Raw genomic sequence first — 16,143 nt, 5'->3', positions numbered from 1 at the left:
CTGTACCCATGCGCCTGCTGATCGTGGAGGACGAGCGCAGCCTCGCCGCCTCGCTGGCCAAGGGGCTGACCGCCGAGGGCTTCGCCGTCGACGTGGTGCACGACGGCGCCGAAGCGCTGCACCAGGCCACGCAGCAGTCCTACGACCTGATCCTGCTGGACATCATGCTGCCCGGGATGAACGGGTACCGCGTCTGCGCCGCCCTGCGGGCCGCGGGCGACGACACGCCGATCCTGATGCTCACCGCCAAGGACGGGGTGTACGACGAGGCGGAGGGCCTGGACACCGGCGCCGACGACTACCTGACGAAGCCCTTCGCTTATGTCGTGCTGCTGGCACGCATCCGCGCGCTGCTGCGGCGGCGCCCCCGCGGCGGCTCGCCGGTCATCGCCGTCGGCTCGCTGACCGTCGAGCCCGGACGCCGCAGGGTCACCCGCGACGGAGAGGAAGTACCGCTCACCGCACGGGAGTTCGCCGTGCTGGAGCACCTGGTGCGCAACGCCGGCGAGGTGGTCGCCAAGGCCGACATCATGGAGCACGTGTGGGACTTCGCCTACAGCGGCGACCCCAACATCGTCGAGGTCTACGTCAGCGCCCTGCGTCGCAAGCTCGGGGCCTCCGCCATCCGCACCGTCCGCGGCGCCGGATACGTGCTGGAGGCCGGTTGAGCTCCGTCCGGGCCCGCACGGCCCTTTCCGCGACCGCGGTGGTGGGCGCCGTCCTCGTTCTTGCGGGCCTCGGCCTCGTCCTCGCGCTGCGGGCCGATCTCACCGGGCAGGCGGGCCTGCGGGCCGAGATCGCCGCACGCGAGGTTGCCGCCCAGATCGCCGCCGGGACCCCGTTCGACCGCCTCGACCTGCCGGACGGCGACGAGTACCCGGTCCGGGTCACCGACGGCCGCGGCGCCCTACTCGCGGCATCGGAGGACGTCCGGAGCATCACCGGAGCACCGGTGCCGGACGCGGCCGACGCCCCGGACAGCGGCGGCGACAGCGAGAACGACAAGGACACCGACACGGAGGCGGAATACGGCACCGGGACCGCGAACGTCGACGGCGACCAGGAGCCGTACCGGTTCGCCGTCCTCTCGGGGGAGCGCGACGGCACGCCCTACACCGTGACCGCGGGCGCCTCCCTCTCCGCCGAACAGGACGCCGTCCGCACCGCGGTCGTCTTCCTGCTGGCCGGCCTGCCCGTCCTGCTCGCCGTGGTCTGGACGGCGACCTGGGTCGCGGCCCGCAACGCGCTGCGCCCCGTGGACGGCATCCGGGCCGAGATGGAGGCCATCACCGCGAGCACCGACCTGTCCCGCAGGGTTCCCGTCCCCCAGGTCCGCGACGAGGTGGCCCGGCTGGCCCGCGCCACCAACGAGACGCTCGCGGCCCTGCAGGCCGCCGTCGAACGGCAGCGCCGCTTCGTCGCCGACGCGTCCCACGAACTGCGCAATCCGATCGCGGCTCTGCGCACCGAACTGGAGGTGGCGGCCGCCCACCCGTCCCTGCTGGACCTGGACAGCGCTGTGGGCGACGTCGCCAGGCTCCAGACGCTCGCCTCCGACCTCCTCCTGCTCGCCCGCTTCGACGCGGGGGAGGAGACGCCCATGGAGCCGCTCGACCTGGACGAACTGGCCCGCGAGAAGGTCGCGCTGCGCTCGGGCACGGTGCCGGTGACCGTCGAGACGGTAAAGACCCTGACGGTCCGGGGTGACCGGCAGGGGCTGGAGCGCGTCCTGGACAACCTGCTGGACAACGCGCAGCGCCACGCGGCCGGCGCGGTCGCGGTGCGTGTCGCCGAAGACGGACGGTGGGCGCTGCTGGAGGTCGCCGACGACGGCCCGGGCATCCCGGCGGCCGACCGGGAACGCGTCTTCGACCGTTTCGTCCGGCTGGACGAGTCACGCGCCCGCGACGCGGGAGGCGCCGGGCTGGGGCTGGCCATCGTCCGCGACATCGTCCACCGGCACGGCGGGCGGGTCGAGGCGGGATCGGCTCCCTGGGGCGGAGCCCTGCTGCGCGTCAGGCTCCCGCTGGTATGAGGGCGGTGTCGCCGTCCGGAGCCGGGGTGACGGGCGACTCAGGGCCCGGTGACCTGGCGGGACGCGGTATCTCACGTCGGCGTGGGTACGCCGCGCGCACCGGAGGCGGTTCCCGTCCCCTCAGTCCAGGACCAGGGACGACAGTTGCGGCGAGTAGGTGGCGTGCAGCACGAGTGCCGCGCTGCCCACGACGGCCGCGTCGGCGCCGAGGGGGGAGGCCTCGACCTGGACCGTGCGGATGTGCCGGGCCAGGGGGCGTGCGGCCAGGGCGGAGGCGACGGCGTCGACGTACCGGGACTCCACGTGCTGGATGCCGTGACCGCCGAGGATGATGAGGTCGACGTCGATGAAGTTGGCGATCGACACGGCGACCGTGGCGACGTGCCGCGCGGCCTCGTCGACGACGGCGGTCGCGACCGGGTCGCCGGCACCCGCGGCGAGCTTGACCGCGGCGTGGTCGACGGCGGCCGGGTCGCGGGCGAACGCGGGTGACAGCGCACTGGCGCCGGGCTCGCCGCTCAGGCGGCGGTGCGTCTCGGCGACGATCGCGGACGGGTTCGCCAGCGCCTCCAGGCAGCCCCGGTTGCCGCAGTAGCACTCCGGACCGCCGGAGGCCACCGTGGAGTGCCCGAACTCGCCGGCGTTGAGCGAACCACCCCGGTAGACCTGGTGGTTGAGGACCAGCCCGCCGCCGATGCCGGTGCCGAAGAACAGGTACGCGAAGTTGGCCACACCCCGGCCCGCGCCGGACCAGCGCTCTCCGACCGCGGCGGCGGTGGCGTCGTTGTCGAGGGTCACCGGAAGCCCCGTGGCGTCGCCGAGCATCTGCTGCAGCGGCACCCGGGTCCAGTGCGCGAGTTGGGGAGGGGCGACGATCATGCCGTTGCGCTGGTCGATCGGCCCGGGGGTGGCCAGGCCCAGCCCCAGGACGCCGGCGCGCGGTACGTCGGCCTCGGCCAGCACCTCGGCGACGAGGTCGGCCATGGCGGCCACCACGTGCGCCGGGTCGGTGCCGGGGGGAGTGGGGCGGCGCTGGACGACCAGCGGCCGGCCGAGCAGGTCGACCACGGAGCAGGTGAGCTCGACCGGGTCGAAGACGAGGCCGACGGCGTTGCCCGCGTCCGCGTTCACCCGCAGGGTGGTGCGGGGCTTACCGCCGCCGGCGCCGCGGCTGGCGCCGTCCTCGCGCACGATCCCCTCGCCCAGCAGACGCCGCACGATCCCCGAGACGGTCTGCGGGGTCAGGCCCGTCTTCTGGGCGATCTCGACCCTGCTGATCCCGTCCGCGAGTTGGATCTGATCCAGGACCACCGCCCGGTTGTACCGCCCGACTTTGGGGAGGTTTGTTCCTGCTTGCCGCACACGCGTTCCTCTCTTGCTTCGACGACGATACCGCGCAAGGGCGTTGACTTAGTAAAACAAATGGATTTAAAGTCCGGTGCCCAAGCCGCAACAGGTCCGGCATGGAGGCACAGCGCAGTGTCAACGGAGGCAAGTTGATGTCCACGAAACGTCGCATCCCAGGGGAGGCGGGCTCGCGCGATCGTCGCGGCGTCCGCAGCGTGGAGCTCCGCGCATGAGCCGCGCCCCGATGCTGCTGGAGATGCGGTCCATCACCAAGACGTTCCCCGGCGTGACGGCGCTCGCGGATGTCAACCTGGTGGTGAAGGAAGGTGAGATCCACGCGATCTGCGGCGAGAACGGCGCAGGCAAGTCGACCCTCATGAAGGTGCTGAGCGGGGTCCACCCGCACGGCAGTTACACCGGTGAGATCGTCTACCGGGGCGACACCGTGAAGTTCCACGACATCCGGGCCAGCGAGCAGGCCGGCATCGTCATCATCCACCAGGAACTGGCCCTGGTCCCCGGCATGTCGATCACGGAGAACATCTTCCTCGGCAACGAGCCGCGCAAACGCGGCGGGATCGACTGGCAGGCGGCGCAGCGCCGGGCGTTGGAGCTGATGGAGCAGGTCGGCCTCAAGGAGGACCCGGACACGCTCGTCAAGGACATCGGCGTCGGCAAGCAGCAACTCGTCGAGATCGCCAAGGCGTTCGCCAAGGACGTGAAGCTGCTCATCCTCGACGAGCCGACCGCCGCCCTCAACGAGGCCGACTCGCGGCACCTGCTGAATCTGCTGCGGGGCTTCCGCGACCGGGGCATCACCTCGATCATGATCAGTCACAAGCTGAACGAGATCGAGGCGGTCGCCGACACCATCACCATCCTGCGTGACGGCCGGACGATCGAGAGCCTGGACGTCAAGGCCGACGGCGTGAACGAGGACCGCATCGTGCGCGGCATGGTCGGCCGTGAACTCGACAGCCGGTTCCCCGAGCACACGCCCGACATCGGGGATGTGTTCTTCGAGGTCCGCGACTGGACCGTGCGGCACCCCGCCTCCGACGAGCGCCTCGTGTGCAAGGGCTCCAGCTTCACCGTGCGGCGCGGTGAGATCGTCGGCTTCGCCGGCCTCATGGGCGCCGGGCGCACCGAACTCGCGATGAGCCTGTTCGGCCGCTCCTACGGCACCTTCCTGTCGGGACAGGTCTTCAAGGACGGCAAGGAGATCCACCTCAAGACGGTGCCGGAGGCCATCCGGCACGGCCTCGCCTACGTCAGCGAGGACCGCAAGTCGATCGGCCTCAACCTGCTGGACGACATCAAGACCTCGATGGTCGCGGCCAAGCTGTCGAAGATTTCCCGCCACCACGTCATCGACCCGGTACGCGAGCACCGGATCGCCGAGGAGTACCGGCAGAACCTGAGGATCAAGACGCCCAGCGTGGACGAGGAGGTCGTCAAGCTCTCCGGCGGCAACCAGCAGAAGGTCGTCCTCGCCAAGTGGATGTTCACCGACCCCGACCTGCTCATCCTCGACGAGCCGACCCGCGGCATCGACGTCGGTGCCAAGTACGAGATCTACGGGATCATCCAGCGGCTGGTGGCCCAGGGCAAGGGCGTCATCGTCATCTCCTCGGAGCTGCCCGAGCTCATCGGACTGTGCGACCGCATTTACACGGTGTTCGAAGGCGCCATCACCGGTGAGGTGACGCGCCGCGACGCGAACCCGGAACTCCTCATGAAACAGATGACCTCTATGAAGAAGACACCGAGCCCATGAGCCGCATCTCAGACCTGCAGAAGAACCTGTTCGGAGGCACGACCTCCAACGCCCGCCAGTTCGGCATGATCGCGACGCTCGTGGCGATCGTGCTCCTGTTCCAGATCTGGACGGGGGGCCTGACCCTGACCTCCGGCAACCTCATCGCCGTGGTCAGCCAGTACTCCTACATCCTGATCCTGGCCATCGGCATGCTGATGGTGATCGTGGCCGGGCACATCGACCTGTCGGTCGGCTCGGTGGCCGCGTTCACCGGCATCGTGGTGGCCAAGCTGATGCAGGAGCACTCGCTCCCCTGGCCGCTCGGCATCCTGCTCGGCCTGCTCGTCGGCGCGGCGATCGGCGCCTGGCAGGGCTTCTGGGTCGCCTACGTGGGGGTGCCGGCGTTCATCGTCACGCTGGCGGGCATGCTGCTGTTCCGCGGTGGCAACCAGTACATCGGCAACGCCGACACCGTGCCGGTTCCCGACGGGTTCCGCGACATCGGCGCCGGCTTCCTGCCCGAGGTGGGCCCCGACACCGGCTACAACAACCTGACGCTGCTGCTCGGCCTGGTCGCCTGCGCGGGCGTGGGCTGGCGCGAGTGGCGGGCCCGGCAGACCCGGCGCGCCATGAGCGCCGACCCCGCTCCGCTGTGGGTCACCGCGATCCGCGTGGTCGTGATGGTGGGCGTCATCGTCTTCGCGACGCTGCGCTTCGCCGGCGGCCGTGTCGGCACCAGCTTCCCGATCTCCGGCATCATCCTGATCGTCCTGGTGCTGGCGTACTCGTACTACACCCGCAACACCATCGGCGGACGGCACATCTACGCCGTGGGAGGCAACTCCCGCGCGGCCGAGCTCTCCGGCGTGAAGCTCCGGCGTGTCAACTTCCTGGTCATGATGAACATGTCCGTGCTGGCGGCGCTCGCCGGCATGATCTTCGTGGCCCGATCCGCGGCGTCCGGCCCGCAGGACGGTCTCAGCTGGGAACTCGACGCCATCGCGGCCGTGTTCATCGGTGGCGCCGCTGTCTCCGGCGGTCTCGGGACCATCAGCGGTTCCATCGTCGGCGGTCTCGTCATGGCGCTGCTCAACAACGGTCTGCAACTGGAGGGTGTCGGCTCGGACATGGTCCAGATCATCAAGGGTCTGGTCCTCCTCCTCGCCGTCGCGTTCGACGTCTACAGCAAGAGCCAGGGGCGCTTCTCGATCATCGGCACCCTGATGCGTCCGTTCCGCTCGAACGACACGTCCGCACCGGCCGACCCGCCGAACCCTGCCTCGGAACCCGACAAGGCTCCGGTCGCGGGCTGACGCCGGCAGCAACTCCGGGGTGCCGCACCAGGCGGCGCTCGACCCACTTCGCACCATCAGGAAAGGGCACAACCCACATGCGCAGAACCATCACCAGAGCCATCGCCGTCATCGGCGCCGCCGCGTTGCTCGCCCTGGGCACGGCGTGCTCCAACGAGCGCGAGGGCTCCACCGGCACGGACACCAAGGACACCAAGGGCGGCTTCGCGCAGGACGCCCTGATCGGTGTCGCGCTGCCGGCGAAGACCTCGGAGAACTGGGTGCTCGCCGGTGACCTGTTCACCAACGGGCTGAAGGACGCCGGCTTCAAGGCCGACGTCCAGTACGCGGGCGCCTCGACCACCGTCGCGGACCAGCAGGCCCAGATCTCCTCCATGGTCACCAAGGGCGCGAAGGTCATCGTCATCGGCGCGACCGACGCCTCGCAGCTGTCGACCCAGGTGGCGCAGGCCAAGCAGGCCGGGGCGACGATCATCGCCTACGACCGCCTCATCACCAACACGCCGGACGTCGACTACTACATCGCGTTCGACAACTTCAAGGTCGGCCAACTGCAGGGTCAGGCGCTGCTGGACGGCATGAAGGCGAAGAAGCCGAAGGGCCCCTGGACGATCGAGCTGTTCTCCGGTTCGCCGGACGACAACAACTCGAAGGTCTTCTTCGACGGTGCGATGGAGGTGCTCAAGCCCGCCATCGACAAGGGCGACATCGTTGTCGGTTCCGGTCAGACCGACATCAAGCAGACCGCGATCCAGGCCTGGAAGCCGGAGAACGCCCAGCAGCGCATGGACTCCCTGCTGAACTCCACCTACAACGGCAAGAAGACGCTCGACGGCGTGCTCTCGCCGAACGACGCCCTCGCCCGGGCGATCATCACCTCGGTGAAGAGCGCCGGCAAGCCGGTCCCGGTCGTCACCGGCCAGGACTCGGAGGTCGAGTCGGTGAAATCGATCATGGCGGGTGAGCAGTACTCCACCATCAACAAGGACACCCGCAAGCTCGTCGCCGAGACCATCGCGATGGTCCAGGCCCTGCAGAAGGGCGGCAAGCCGACGATCAACGACACCAAGTCCTACGACAACGGCAGCAAGGTCGTCCCGTCCTACCTGCTCCCGCCGGTCATCGTGACCAAGGAGAACGCGGCCGAGGCCTACGCCAACGACCCCAAGCTCTCCCCGCTCACCAAGTAGGCGCGCGCACCGCACCTTCCGCCGCCGGTTCCCGGAGCACGTCCGGGCACCGGCGGCAGCCGCTTTCCCGGCACGGGCGGTGGGCCGCGCCGGAGGGCGGGCCGCACCCCGACGCGGCCGCCCCGGCCCGCCGCACCGTCCCGCCGACCGGGAGGAGCCGGCGAGGCGTCGGCGGTGCCGGCCGGTCCTGCGGGGCGGACGGGTCATGTGCAGTGCAGGAGTCGCCGCGGCCCGATCCCGTCGTCGCGGAGCAGACGGATCTCCGTCCTGCCGACGCCGTCGGACCCGCGCAGGAAGGGGGCGTCGATCTCGTCCCCGGCCATGGAGAGGGCCCTCTGCTTCGCCCCCATCGCATCGTTCGCGTGATCCACCACGTAGTACAGCCAGGTCGGCGACCGTCCCCGAGTGCCGACCCTGAATCCGACCAGCCACTTGTCCGCCGAGGTGGCGCGGCACGCCGCCGCGCGCGGGCACCGCGGCGCGAGGGCGTAGTCCTCGCGGCCGTGTCCGCGCGCCGGCCCGAGCGCCGACAGGGCCCTGGCGATGTGCAGCATTCCGCGCCTCCTCGTCACCGGTGTCACCGGTCGCGTACCGGGCAGGACCCGCCGGGAGTCCTTCCGAAGTGAGCCGTCTACCTGGTGACCGGACAGCCGGCGCCGGTGTGACAGCCAGTCACCTTCACCGCTCGGCGCGGCGGCGGTGCGCACGCGCCCGAACACGGAGCGCCCGGCAGGCACGGCCCACCGGCGCAGGGCTCACAGGCGGACGACGACCACGGCCGTGTCGTCCGCGGCCAGGCCGAGGCCCAGCAGGCGGTCCGCCAACTCCTCGGGGTCCAGCACGTGGTACTTGGCCAGCCGGTCGGCGAGGCGTCGCAGACCGCGGTCGATGTCCTCGCCGCGGCGTTCCACCAGCCCGTCGGTGTAGAGCACGAGGGTGGAGCCGTCGCGGTAGGCGGTGGTGGCCTGGGGGCGCGGGGAGTGGTCGGGGGCTGCGCCCAGCGGAGGGTCGGTCGCGCCGTCCAGGAAGCGCACCTCGCCACCGGGGTCGGTGAGAGCGGGTGGCGGGTGGCCTGCGCTGCTGTAGGTGATCCGGCGGCGGTCCGGGTCCACGACGGTCTGCACGGCGGTGGTGGACAGTGCGCCTTCGACGGAGCGGGCGTACAGGTCGAGGGCGTCGAGCGCCGCGGCGGGGCCGTCCACGACCCGGATGGCGGCGCTGAGGGCGCTGCGCAACTGGCCCATGACACCGGCCGCGGCCAGGCCGTGCCCGACGACGTCACCGACGGCCACGGCGTACTCGCCGCCGGGCAGCCGGGTCACGTCGTACCAGTCACCGCACACGTTGAGCGTGTTGACCGCGGGGCGGTAGCGGACGGTGGCCTCGTGGTGCGCCAACGGTTGCGGGGCGGGCAGCATCGCCTCCTGCAGGGCCAGGGCCACCGCGCGTTCGCGGGCGTTGGCCTCCCGCAGCCGCTCGTTGACCTGCTGCAGCTCACGCGACCGCGCGTACAGCTCCAATTGCATCCGGCGGTGCCGGTGGTCGACGTCCGGAGCGCCGGCGCGGACGAGGTCGGTGATCTCCTCCAGCCGGTGCACGACCAGCGAGACCCGCCCGCCGGAGTCCAGGACAGGCGCGTTGACCGGGCTCCAGTAGCGCTCCGCGAACACCCCCTGCCGGTCCGGTTCCTCGATGTCGTGGCGGACGAAGCCCGCGACGTCCTGGGCGCGGTTCTCCACCACCCGCCGCAGGGAGGCCTGCAGATCGGCCAGTTCGGACGCGTCGTCCTGCGGGAAGGCGTCGAAGACGTACCGGCCGACCAGGTCCTCCCGGGTGCGGCCGACCAGTTGCTGGTAGGCCGGGTTGGCGTCCAGGATGACGAACGCAGGGTCGAGCACGAGCGTCGCGCTGGGCGACGCCTCGAATATGGCGCGGTAATCGATCCCCGGTCCTGCCATGGTGCGTCCCGGACGTGCTGCCCATCGGTCTCGCGGGCGGGGCCTTCCCCCTCGGTACCTCGCGGGAGGGGCCTTCCCCCTCAGTATGCTGGCGGGCCGCCGGCGCCGCCCGCCGGTGCGGGCGCTGCCCCCCGGGCCCCGCGCTCCCGTCCCGTCCCGGCGCATCCCTGGCCGATACCCCGACCGGTACGCCTCCGCCGCCGACCCGCCGCCGGACGCGCCGGTCACCGCCGAGTGCGCGTCTCCAGCGGGAGCGCTTCAGGCGAGCGGTGCCGTGCCGACGGCACGGCCATGGGCCTGGGCCGGCTGCACCGCTCCCCGTTGCAGGGAACGCGGCTAGCGCACCTGAGGAGGAACGCCGACCCTGCCCTGGGGTGGGGCGCGCCGTCCGGGGCCGGGACGGTCGCCCGCCCCGACGCCGGGCCGCTGTCGGGAGACGCCCGAGTGGGCGCGGCCGTTCCGGTGCGGACCCGGGCCGCCGCGTGAGTCCGGACGGTGGCCGGGGAAGGCTGGTGACCCGGGGACGGGCCGGGAAGCGCGAGCGCACGCCGAGAACGGAGGAACGCGATGGCCCGCACCATCGGCGGGACTGAGACCGGTGACGCCCCTGTCGGGCTGCGGCTGCCGGGGCTCCTCCTGGGAGTGGGGATGGGCGGGTTCGTCGACGGCATCCTGCTCCATCAGGTACTGCAGTGGCACCACATGCTCAGCGGCACCGACGACGACCGCATCGGTGTCAGGTTCTACGACCCGCGCACCGTCCCCGGCCTGCGGATGAACACCGTCTGGGACGGCTTCTTCCACACCACGCGGTGCTCGCCCAGCTGATGTACGGCGGCTTCCGTGTGCATGTCCACGCGCCCGCCGACCAGGTGCGCCAGGCGGCCGAGATCATGTACTACGCCGGTGACCTCGCCGAACTTCTGCTGGCGGCCGCCTTGGTCACCACCTGGCGTCCCGCACGGCCCGCCCGCGCCGCCGCGGACGGGCCGGGCAGGTGCCGTCATCCGGCCGAGCTCGGGATGTCCGCGGACGGGGCCGCTGCGGCGGGCCGCGTCGCCGCGCCCGGACCGAGGATCGGCGTCAGTCCGAGACGCTGACCGGCCGGCCCACCACCGGGACGGGGCCGGCTCACGGAGCCCGATACGGACCCGCGCCGGAGGCACGCCGATGCACGTCCGCGTTGTCAGCGGTCACCAGATCGGTGTGCGGCCCCTTCGACGAGTGGAACTCGCCGCCCGGTCGGGCGAGGGCGGCCGTCTCCTCGAGCGAGGAGAGGTCTGTCACTAGGACCCGCATGGGAGGCGGACCCGGATCCATGCGCATGCGGGCCGGGCAGGGCGTACCGCGATCAACGGGCGCCCCACCCGTGCCCACGGGCCCGCGGGTCGGGCGCGCCGGTCAGGACGCGGCCGACGCGGCCGGGCCGATGTCGCCCTTCTCGGCCAGCTCCGACAGGAACTGGTGGCAACGAGCGGCACGCTCGGAGTCCTCCCGCATGACGTCCTGGAAGAAGTCCGCGATGTCGTTCTCGCCCGCGTTCCTCGCGTCCCGGACGTACTGGCCGTAGTCGTGCCCCGCCTTCAACGAGTGGTACTGGACCGACACCAAGTCGTACGCCACGTCCTTGAATCCTGTCTCGCCTGTCGCCATTGCTCTTCTCCGTTCATGCGGACATGGCACGCCTTCCCGGGTTCAATCCGGACAAACAGCACGCGGTTCGTGCTGCGCCCCGGCCCCCGGTGGAGGGCGGTGTCCGCAGGGGCGGCAGGCCGTGGACGAGCCTGGCGGCGGCGAGCCCGATGACCGCGCCCGCCGCGACGTCGCTGGGGTAGTGGGACCCGCTGTGCACGCGTTCGAGGGCGACCATGGCCGCCGGTAGCGCGCACGCCGCGCCCATGGTGGGCCAGGTGCGGCCCACGGCCGCGGCGAACGCCACGGCCGCGGCGGTGTGTCCGGAGGGGAAGGAGGAGCTGCCGGGACGCTCTCCGATGTCCCGGGGCACCCACCGCGGGGGCGGCCTGGGCCGGTCGGTGAGCGGCTTGACGGCGACGCCGGCTGCCACCTGCGCCACACCGACGGCGCTGAGACCCGCCCACGCGGCGGTCCGGCCGCGCCGACCGCCCAGGCCCGCCATGAGCGCGGCCGAGAAGCACCACACCTTGCCGTGCCGCGCGGCCCGGCCCACCGCCGGCATCGCGCACCGCGCGCACGGCGGGTCCCACGCCGCGACGCGGTAGGCGATCCGCCGGTCGGTTTCGCGGAGGATGGCTTTTACCGTCATGCCGCCGGTTCCGATCAGCTCTCCACGCCGGTGGCGGTGTGCGGCGCCCCGACGGGCTTGGACTCCGGCGAGCCGCGCTGCCGCAGATAGATCGCCAGAATGGCCATCGATCCGACGGCCAGCAGCTCGGACTGCCAGTTCTGCAGCGTGCGACTCCAGAAGTCCGCGGAGGAGAGGTAGTCGGCCCAGCTGGTCGGCGCCTCCAGCCGGCGCAGCTGCGTCTCGTTGTACGCGGCGACGCCGCTGATGGACTGGGCCAGCCACGACAGCAGGAAGATCGTGGCCATGACCAGGCCGAGGGAACGGGAGTAGAGAATCCCGCGCCAGTTCCCCGCCGCCGCCCAACGGGGCGAGTCGCGGTGGGCGTGTTCGCCCGTCATCTGCTCCTCGTCGGACTCGGTGCCCGCTCTGCCGAGTTCCTTCGACTCCGAGGAGCCGCGTTGCAGCAGCCAGACGGTGGCGAAGATGTAGAGGAAGAACTGGAGGTACTCCGACTGCCAGTTCTCGGTCACGTCGACGGCGAAGTCCGAGGAAGCGAGGTAGGCGCCGAAGCCGACAGGAGCCAGCCCGTCGGTGGCGAGCTGGTTGTTGAACTCGGCGTGACCGGCCACCGCCTGTCCGGCGAGGGCCACGAGGAAGGCCGACATGAAGGCGAGCCCGAGACTGTTGTCGCGGACGAACGGCCACATGCGCCGCCGCTTGGGCGATGGTTCTTCGCGGGCTCGGGGGGAGGCGGTCATCGCTGCATCAGTCCCAGCGCCGTGAAGTACGCCAGGCCGACCGCGATCAGCCCGAGTGTGCCGACGAACAGCGTCCGCATGATTCTCACCTGCCCTTGATCTCGCACCGGTAGGGCTGCTGCGGCACCGGCGTGCAACCGGCGGCGCTGACCTTCCAGCCGGTGGGGAAGTGCGCGAGGAACAGGGTGTCGCGTTCCAGGACCACCCGCGCCTGCCCGCCGTAGACGTCCACGTGCCGTACGTCACCGGCCTGGGGCAGCTCGGCCCGCAGGATCGCCTCTTCGCACGGCTGCTTCGCCGTCTGCTCCAGCTCGTCGCGGGTTGTGGGGGCGAGCGCGGAGCACAGCGCCCCCGACCGCTGGTCGCTCAGTGCCCGCTCGAAGCTTTCCGCGACGGTGGAGGCCGCGTCCTGCCGTTCGGCGAGAGTGCCGCAGGCGCTCACCGCGGCGGCCAGCGCGACGGCCGCCGCCATCGGCGCGTGACGTCTTCGAGGCATCGCGCCTCCACGGTTCGGACGGGCCGGACCGCCCTCCCGACGTGTCCCTTGCGGTCGGCTTCCCTCCGGTGCGCTTCCCAACCCTGGGCCGGACCGCCGCGGGGGCGGGCCATGACCACTCCGGCACGCCGCGCAGGGCTCTCAGCGACGGTCGCCGGCCGCCGCGACCGCGTCCTTGACCCGGTCGAGGAGCGCGGCGAACGGGCCCGTCATCCACTGGGCCGTCGTCGAGCCCGCGACCTTGGGATGCGGATGCGTGGGCGCCATGGCGAGGACCGACTGCAGGTGGTAGCCCATGGTGCGCAGCTGGTCCCGGTCACAGCCCGCGCGCACGGCCGGGAACTCCTCGCGCTCCTCCCGCTCGGCGTGCGCGATCACGGCCCGTTCGAAGGAGCCGATCCTCGTCGTGAACGCGCCGCTGTCCACATCCATCGTCTCGAGTTCCGCCAGTGCCTCGCTGAGGGCCTTCTCCTCGGCGTTGCGTGCCGCGACCTCGGCCGCACCGGCTGTGCGCTTGGCCACCGGCCGCAGGATCATCTCCTCGGCGGTCTCGTGGACCGCCAGCGTGGCCCGGAGTTCGTCGAACCACTGCTGCCTCTCAGCGCCCCGCGTCCTCCTGACGTTCGAGAACAGATCACGGATGTGGGCGTGCTGCTGCAGCAGGATGCGTACGACGTCGCCGCCGGGGAGTTCGTCGGCCTGTGCGCGTTCGGCCTTCGCGTCGCTCATGGCTTTCCTCCCACTCGCATACGGGCTCGGTCCGCTCCCCGAGCCCGTCCGAAGGGACGCCTGACCGCTGTGGGCCGCCCCAAACGGGACGTCTGCCCGGCGTCGGCGACCGCGGGCGCCGACGCCGGGCGGCCGGCGCACGGCGCTGCTAAAAGTTTGTTCAAAACTGGATCGAGTCTATGGTGATGAATGGTTCAGCTTTTCCCTCTGGCACGTCAGCGTGCTGGGACGTGGTTCGTGATGAGCAATGACGGGACACCGCCCGAGACCGTGGCCGGCACCGGATCCCCGCGGACGGCCGCCGTGATCGCGGCCGCCGTCGACGAGCGTGGCAGGTTCACCGCGTGGAGCCGCGAGGCGCAGTCGCTGCTCGGGTACAGGCCTGAGGACGTCCTCGGCAGATCCGCCTTCGCCGTGCTCGACGCGCGGCTGCCGCAGTCCGCCCGGTGGCATCTGGCCCGGGCGCGGGCGTGGAGGGCCAGGGTGGTGCTGCGGGACCTGGCCGGCGATCCGGTCGAAGTCGACCTGCGCGCCTGCCCGCTCATCGACGCGGAGGGCCGCACGCAGTGGTTCATGGAAGCCGTCGCCCCTCCGGAGAGCGACGGCGCGGCACGCGACCTGCAGCGCAGCCAGCTCCAGCGGCGGCTGCCCTCGCATCTGGCCGTGGAGACCGCTGCCCGCTATCTGCCGGCCGATCCCCAGGCGGGCGTGGGCGGCGACTGGTTCGACGTCATCCCGCTGTCCGGCGCGCGGGTCGCGCTGGTCGTCGGCGACGTGGTCGGCCACGGCATCCACGCCTCCGCCGCCATGGGACGGCTGCGTACCGCGGTGCGCACCCTGGCCGACGTCGACCTGCCGCCCGACGAGCTTCTCGCGGAGCTCGACGACCTGGTCCTCGAACAGGTGCGGGAAGGCGCGGAGGGCGTCGGGGAGATCGGCGCCACCTGCCTTTACGCGGTCTACGACCCCGTCACCCGCCACTGCGTCATGGCCAGCGCCGGCCATCCCCCGCCGGCGGTCGTCACCCCTCGCGGGCTCGTCGACTTCGTGGACGTGGAGCCCGGCCCGCCCCTGGGGGTGGGGGGTGTGCCGTTCGAGGCCACTGAGCTGCAACTGCCCGAGGACAGCCTGCTGGTGATGTACACGGACGGACTCGTGGAGGACCGTCACCACGGCATCGAGGAGGGCCTGCGGCGCCTGCGCGGGGCCTTGGAGGACCCCGCGTCCTCACTGGACGCGGTGTGCGACACGCTGCTCCGGCGACTGCGGCAGCAAGAGCACGAGGACGATGCCGCCGTGCTCGTCGCCCGGCCCCATGCGCTCGGGGCCTCCCACGTCGTCACCTGGGAGCTTCCGCACCGGCCGGCCGCGGTGGCCGACGCCCGTCGGCGTGCCGCCGGTCAGCTCGCCAGCTGGGGCCTGCCGGACGCGGTTCCCGCCACCAAACTGATCGTGAGCGAACTGGTCACGAACGCCATCCGCCATGCCGAGGCGCCGATCCAGTTGCGCCTGATCCACAACGGGACACTGATCTGCGAAGTGTCCGACGCCAGCAACACCTCCCCGCACCTGCGCCGTGCCCGCGTCCTCGACGAGGGTGGCCGCGGCCTGCTGCTGGTCGGCCGTCTCTGCCACCGCTGGGGCACCCGCCACACCCCGACCGGCAAGACCATCTGGGCGGAGCAGTTCCGGCCGTCGTAGCACCCGCCGTGCCCGGCGTGCCCGCCTCGCGGACGCGCGGGTCCCGGCCGTGTCCGTCAGGCGACGCGATCCCCGAGCGCCCTTCCCTCGGTGCTTCTGTGAGGCCGCGGTGGCCAGTTCCGCCCAGTGCAGGGCGCGGCCCGTCTCGATCCGGTCGCCGTGCGCCGAGGCGACCTGGTGCACGATCAGCAGGCCCCGGCCGTGTTCGCCGGCTCCGCAGCTGGCCGCCCACTCGCCCTGGGACGCGGCGGGTCCGCCGTCGGTGACCTCCACGCGTACCTGGCCGGTGTCGTCGTCGCGGTCGAGGCGCAGCGTGATGGGCGGCCGAGCGTACTCGATGGCGTTGGTCACGAGTTCCGAGACGACCAGCAGGATCTCAGCGGCTATGGCGGGCGGCACGTTCCAGCGCCGCAGGAGCTCCCTGGAGAGCTCGCGGCCCCGGGCGGGCGCGTCGGGCTGATGGGAGAGCGTCCAGCGTCCTTCCACGGCCGGCTGCTGCTGTGGCTGACGGCCCGGCTGCTGTACCGCGTCGACGGTCGGCATCCTGCCCCTCTCGTTGTACTCATTGGTACAAACGCATCCCGGGCGGCG

The 16,143-nt window shown here is 71.7% G+C and carries 14 protein-coding genes and 4 pseudogenes; 9 read left to right on the top strand and 9 right to left on the bottom strand.

Annotation, left to right across the window (positions count from 1 at the left end; genetic code table 11):
* Nucleotides 1–8 precede the first annotated feature (8 nt).
* Nucleotides 9–668 carry a response regulator transcription factor gene (locus ACRWND_RS02080; protein WP_431945190.1) on the top strand — a complete coding sequence of 220 codons (660 nt, stop codon included), beginning with the start codon at nt 9–11 and terminating at the stop codon, nt 666–668.
* Entirely contained in the window at nt 665–2,035 is a 1,371-nt protein-coding gene (locus ACRWND_RS02075) for an ATP-binding protein (RefSeq protein ID WP_431945188.1), read from the top strand. The genes ACRWND_RS02080 and ACRWND_RS02075 overlap by 4 nt, the downstream gene beginning before the upstream one ends.
* Before the next feature lie 120 nt (nt 2,036–2,155).
* On the opposite strand, the gene ACRWND_RS02070 is transcribed toward ACRWND_RS02075, so the two are convergent.
* Nucleotides 2,156–3,346, bottom strand: coding sequence for an ROK family transcriptional regulator (locus tag ACRWND_RS02070; protein WP_431945186.1), 1,191 nt, complete (start codon nt 3,344–3,346; stop codon nt 2,156–2,158).
* 265 nt (nt 3,347–3,611) lie between these two features.
* On the opposite strand from ACRWND_RS02070, the gene mmsA reads away from it, so the two are divergent.
* The 3 genes from mmsA (at nt 3,612) to ACRWND_RS02055 (ending at nt 7,644) form a co-directional block, all read left to right on the top strand.
* Nucleotides 3,612–5,159, top strand: coding sequence for a multiple monosaccharide ABC transporter ATP-binding protein (gene mmsA / locus ACRWND_RS02065; RefSeq protein ID WP_431945184.1), 1,548 nt, complete (start codon nt 3,612–3,614; stop codon nt 5,157–5,159).
* Nucleotides 5,156–6,454 carry a multiple monosaccharide ABC transporter permease gene (gene mmsB, locus ACRWND_RS02060; RefSeq protein ID WP_431945182.1) on the top strand — a complete coding sequence of 433 codons (1,299 nt, stop codon included), beginning with the start codon at nt 5,156–5,158 and terminating at the stop codon, nt 6,452–6,454. The genes mmsA and mmsB overlap by 4 nt, the downstream gene beginning before the upstream one ends.
* 77 nt (nt 6,455–6,531) lie before the next feature.
* The gene (locus ACRWND_RS02055) at nt 6,532–7,644 is read left to right on the top strand and encodes a substrate-binding domain-containing protein (RefSeq protein WP_431945180.1); all 1,113 of its coding nucleotides are present in this window, start codon (nt 6,532–6,534) and stop codon (nt 7,642–7,644) included.
* Between the two features lie 203 nt (nt 7,645–7,847).
* On the opposite strand, the gene ACRWND_RS02050 is transcribed toward ACRWND_RS02055, so the two are convergent.
* Both ACRWND_RS02050 and ACRWND_RS02045 read right to left on the bottom strand, forming a co-directional pair.
* A complete protein-coding gene (locus ACRWND_RS02050) occupies nt 7,848–8,198 on the bottom strand; it encodes a hypothetical protein (RefSeq protein WP_431945178.1) in 351 nt (116 codons plus the stop codon).
* Between the two features lie 201 nt (nt 8,199–8,399).
* Nucleotides 8,400–9,602, bottom strand: coding sequence for a PP2C family protein-serine/threonine phosphatase (locus tag ACRWND_RS02045; protein ID WP_431945176.1), 1,203 nt, complete (start codon nt 9,600–9,602; stop codon nt 8,400–8,402).
* Between the two features lie 567 nt (nt 9,603–10,169).
* On the opposite strand from ACRWND_RS02045, the pseudogene ACRWND_RS02040 reads away from it, so the two are divergent.
* Nucleotides 10,170–10,406: pseudogene (locus tag ACRWND_RS02040) on the top strand (DUF2243 domain-containing protein); the annotation flags it as partial.
* An 8-nt stretch (nt 10,407–10,414) separates the two neighbouring features.
* The gene (locus ACRWND_RS02035) at nt 10,415–10,702 is read left to right on the top strand and encodes a hypothetical protein (RefSeq protein WP_431945174.1); all 288 of its coding nucleotides are present in this window, start codon (nt 10,415–10,417) and stop codon (nt 10,700–10,702) included.
* Between the two features lie 301 nt (nt 10,703–11,003).
* Here ACRWND_RS02035 and ACRWND_RS02030 read toward each other — a convergent pair whose 3' ends face one another.
* From ACRWND_RS02030 to ACRWND_RS02010, 5 genes are all read right to left on the bottom strand, one after another.
* Nucleotides 11,004–11,255 carry an acyl carrier protein gene (locus tag ACRWND_RS02030; RefSeq protein WP_431945172.1) on the bottom strand — a complete coding sequence of 84 codons (252 nt, stop codon included), beginning with the start codon at nt 11,253–11,255 and terminating at the stop codon, nt 11,004–11,006.
* Between the two features lie 13 nt (nt 11,256–11,268).
* Nucleotides 11,269–11,886 carry a phosphatase PAP2 family protein gene (locus ACRWND_RS02025; RefSeq protein WP_431945170.1) on the bottom strand — a complete coding sequence of 206 codons (618 nt, stop codon included), beginning with the start codon at nt 11,884–11,886 and terminating at the stop codon, nt 11,269–11,271.
* Nucleotides 11,887–11,900: 14 nt separating this feature from the next.
* Nucleotides 11,901–12,575: a DUF6766 family protein gene (locus ACRWND_RS02020; protein WP_431945168.1), complete on the bottom strand. Its 675-nt coding sequence runs from the start codon at nt 12,573–12,575 to the stop codon at nt 11,901–11,903.
* A gap of 136 nt (nt 12,576–12,711) precedes the next feature.
* The gene (locus ACRWND_RS02015; RefSeq protein ID WP_431945166.1) at nt 12,712–13,122 is read right to left on the bottom strand and encodes a hypothetical protein; all 411 of its coding nucleotides are present in this window, start codon (nt 13,120–13,122) and stop codon (nt 12,712–12,714) included.
* A gap of 141 nt (nt 13,123–13,263) precedes the next feature.
* The gene (locus ACRWND_RS02010) at nt 13,264–13,851 is read right to left on the bottom strand and encodes a hemerythrin domain-containing protein (RefSeq protein WP_431945164.1); all 588 of its coding nucleotides are present in this window, start codon (nt 13,849–13,851) and stop codon (nt 13,264–13,266) included.
* A gap of 189 nt (nt 13,852–14,040) precedes the next feature.
* Here ACRWND_RS02010 and ACRWND_RS02005 point away from each other — a divergent pair.
* Nucleotides 14,041–14,400, top strand: a pseudogene (locus tag ACRWND_RS02005) (PAS domain-containing protein); the annotation flags it as partial.
* A gap of 60 nt (nt 14,401–14,460) precedes the next feature.
* A pseudogene (locus ACRWND_RS02000) lies at nt 14,461–15,552 on the top strand (SpoIIE family protein phosphatase); the annotation flags it as partial.
* A gap of 114 nt (nt 15,553–15,666) precedes the next feature.
* Here the strand turns inward: ACRWND_RS02000 and ACRWND_RS01995 are convergent.
* A pseudogene (locus ACRWND_RS01995) lies at nt 15,667–16,095 on the bottom strand (ATP-binding protein); the annotation flags it as partial.
* Nucleotides 16,096–16,143 lie beyond the last annotated feature (48 nt).

This window comes from Actinacidiphila sp. bgisy167 (assembly GCF_965342175.1).
GTDB lineage: Bacteria > Actinomycetota > Actinomycetes > Streptomycetales > Streptomycetaceae > Actinacidiphila.
The sequence above is the reverse complement of the archived record's forward strand: the minus strand, read 5'-3'. Positions and strand labels throughout refer to the sequence as shown.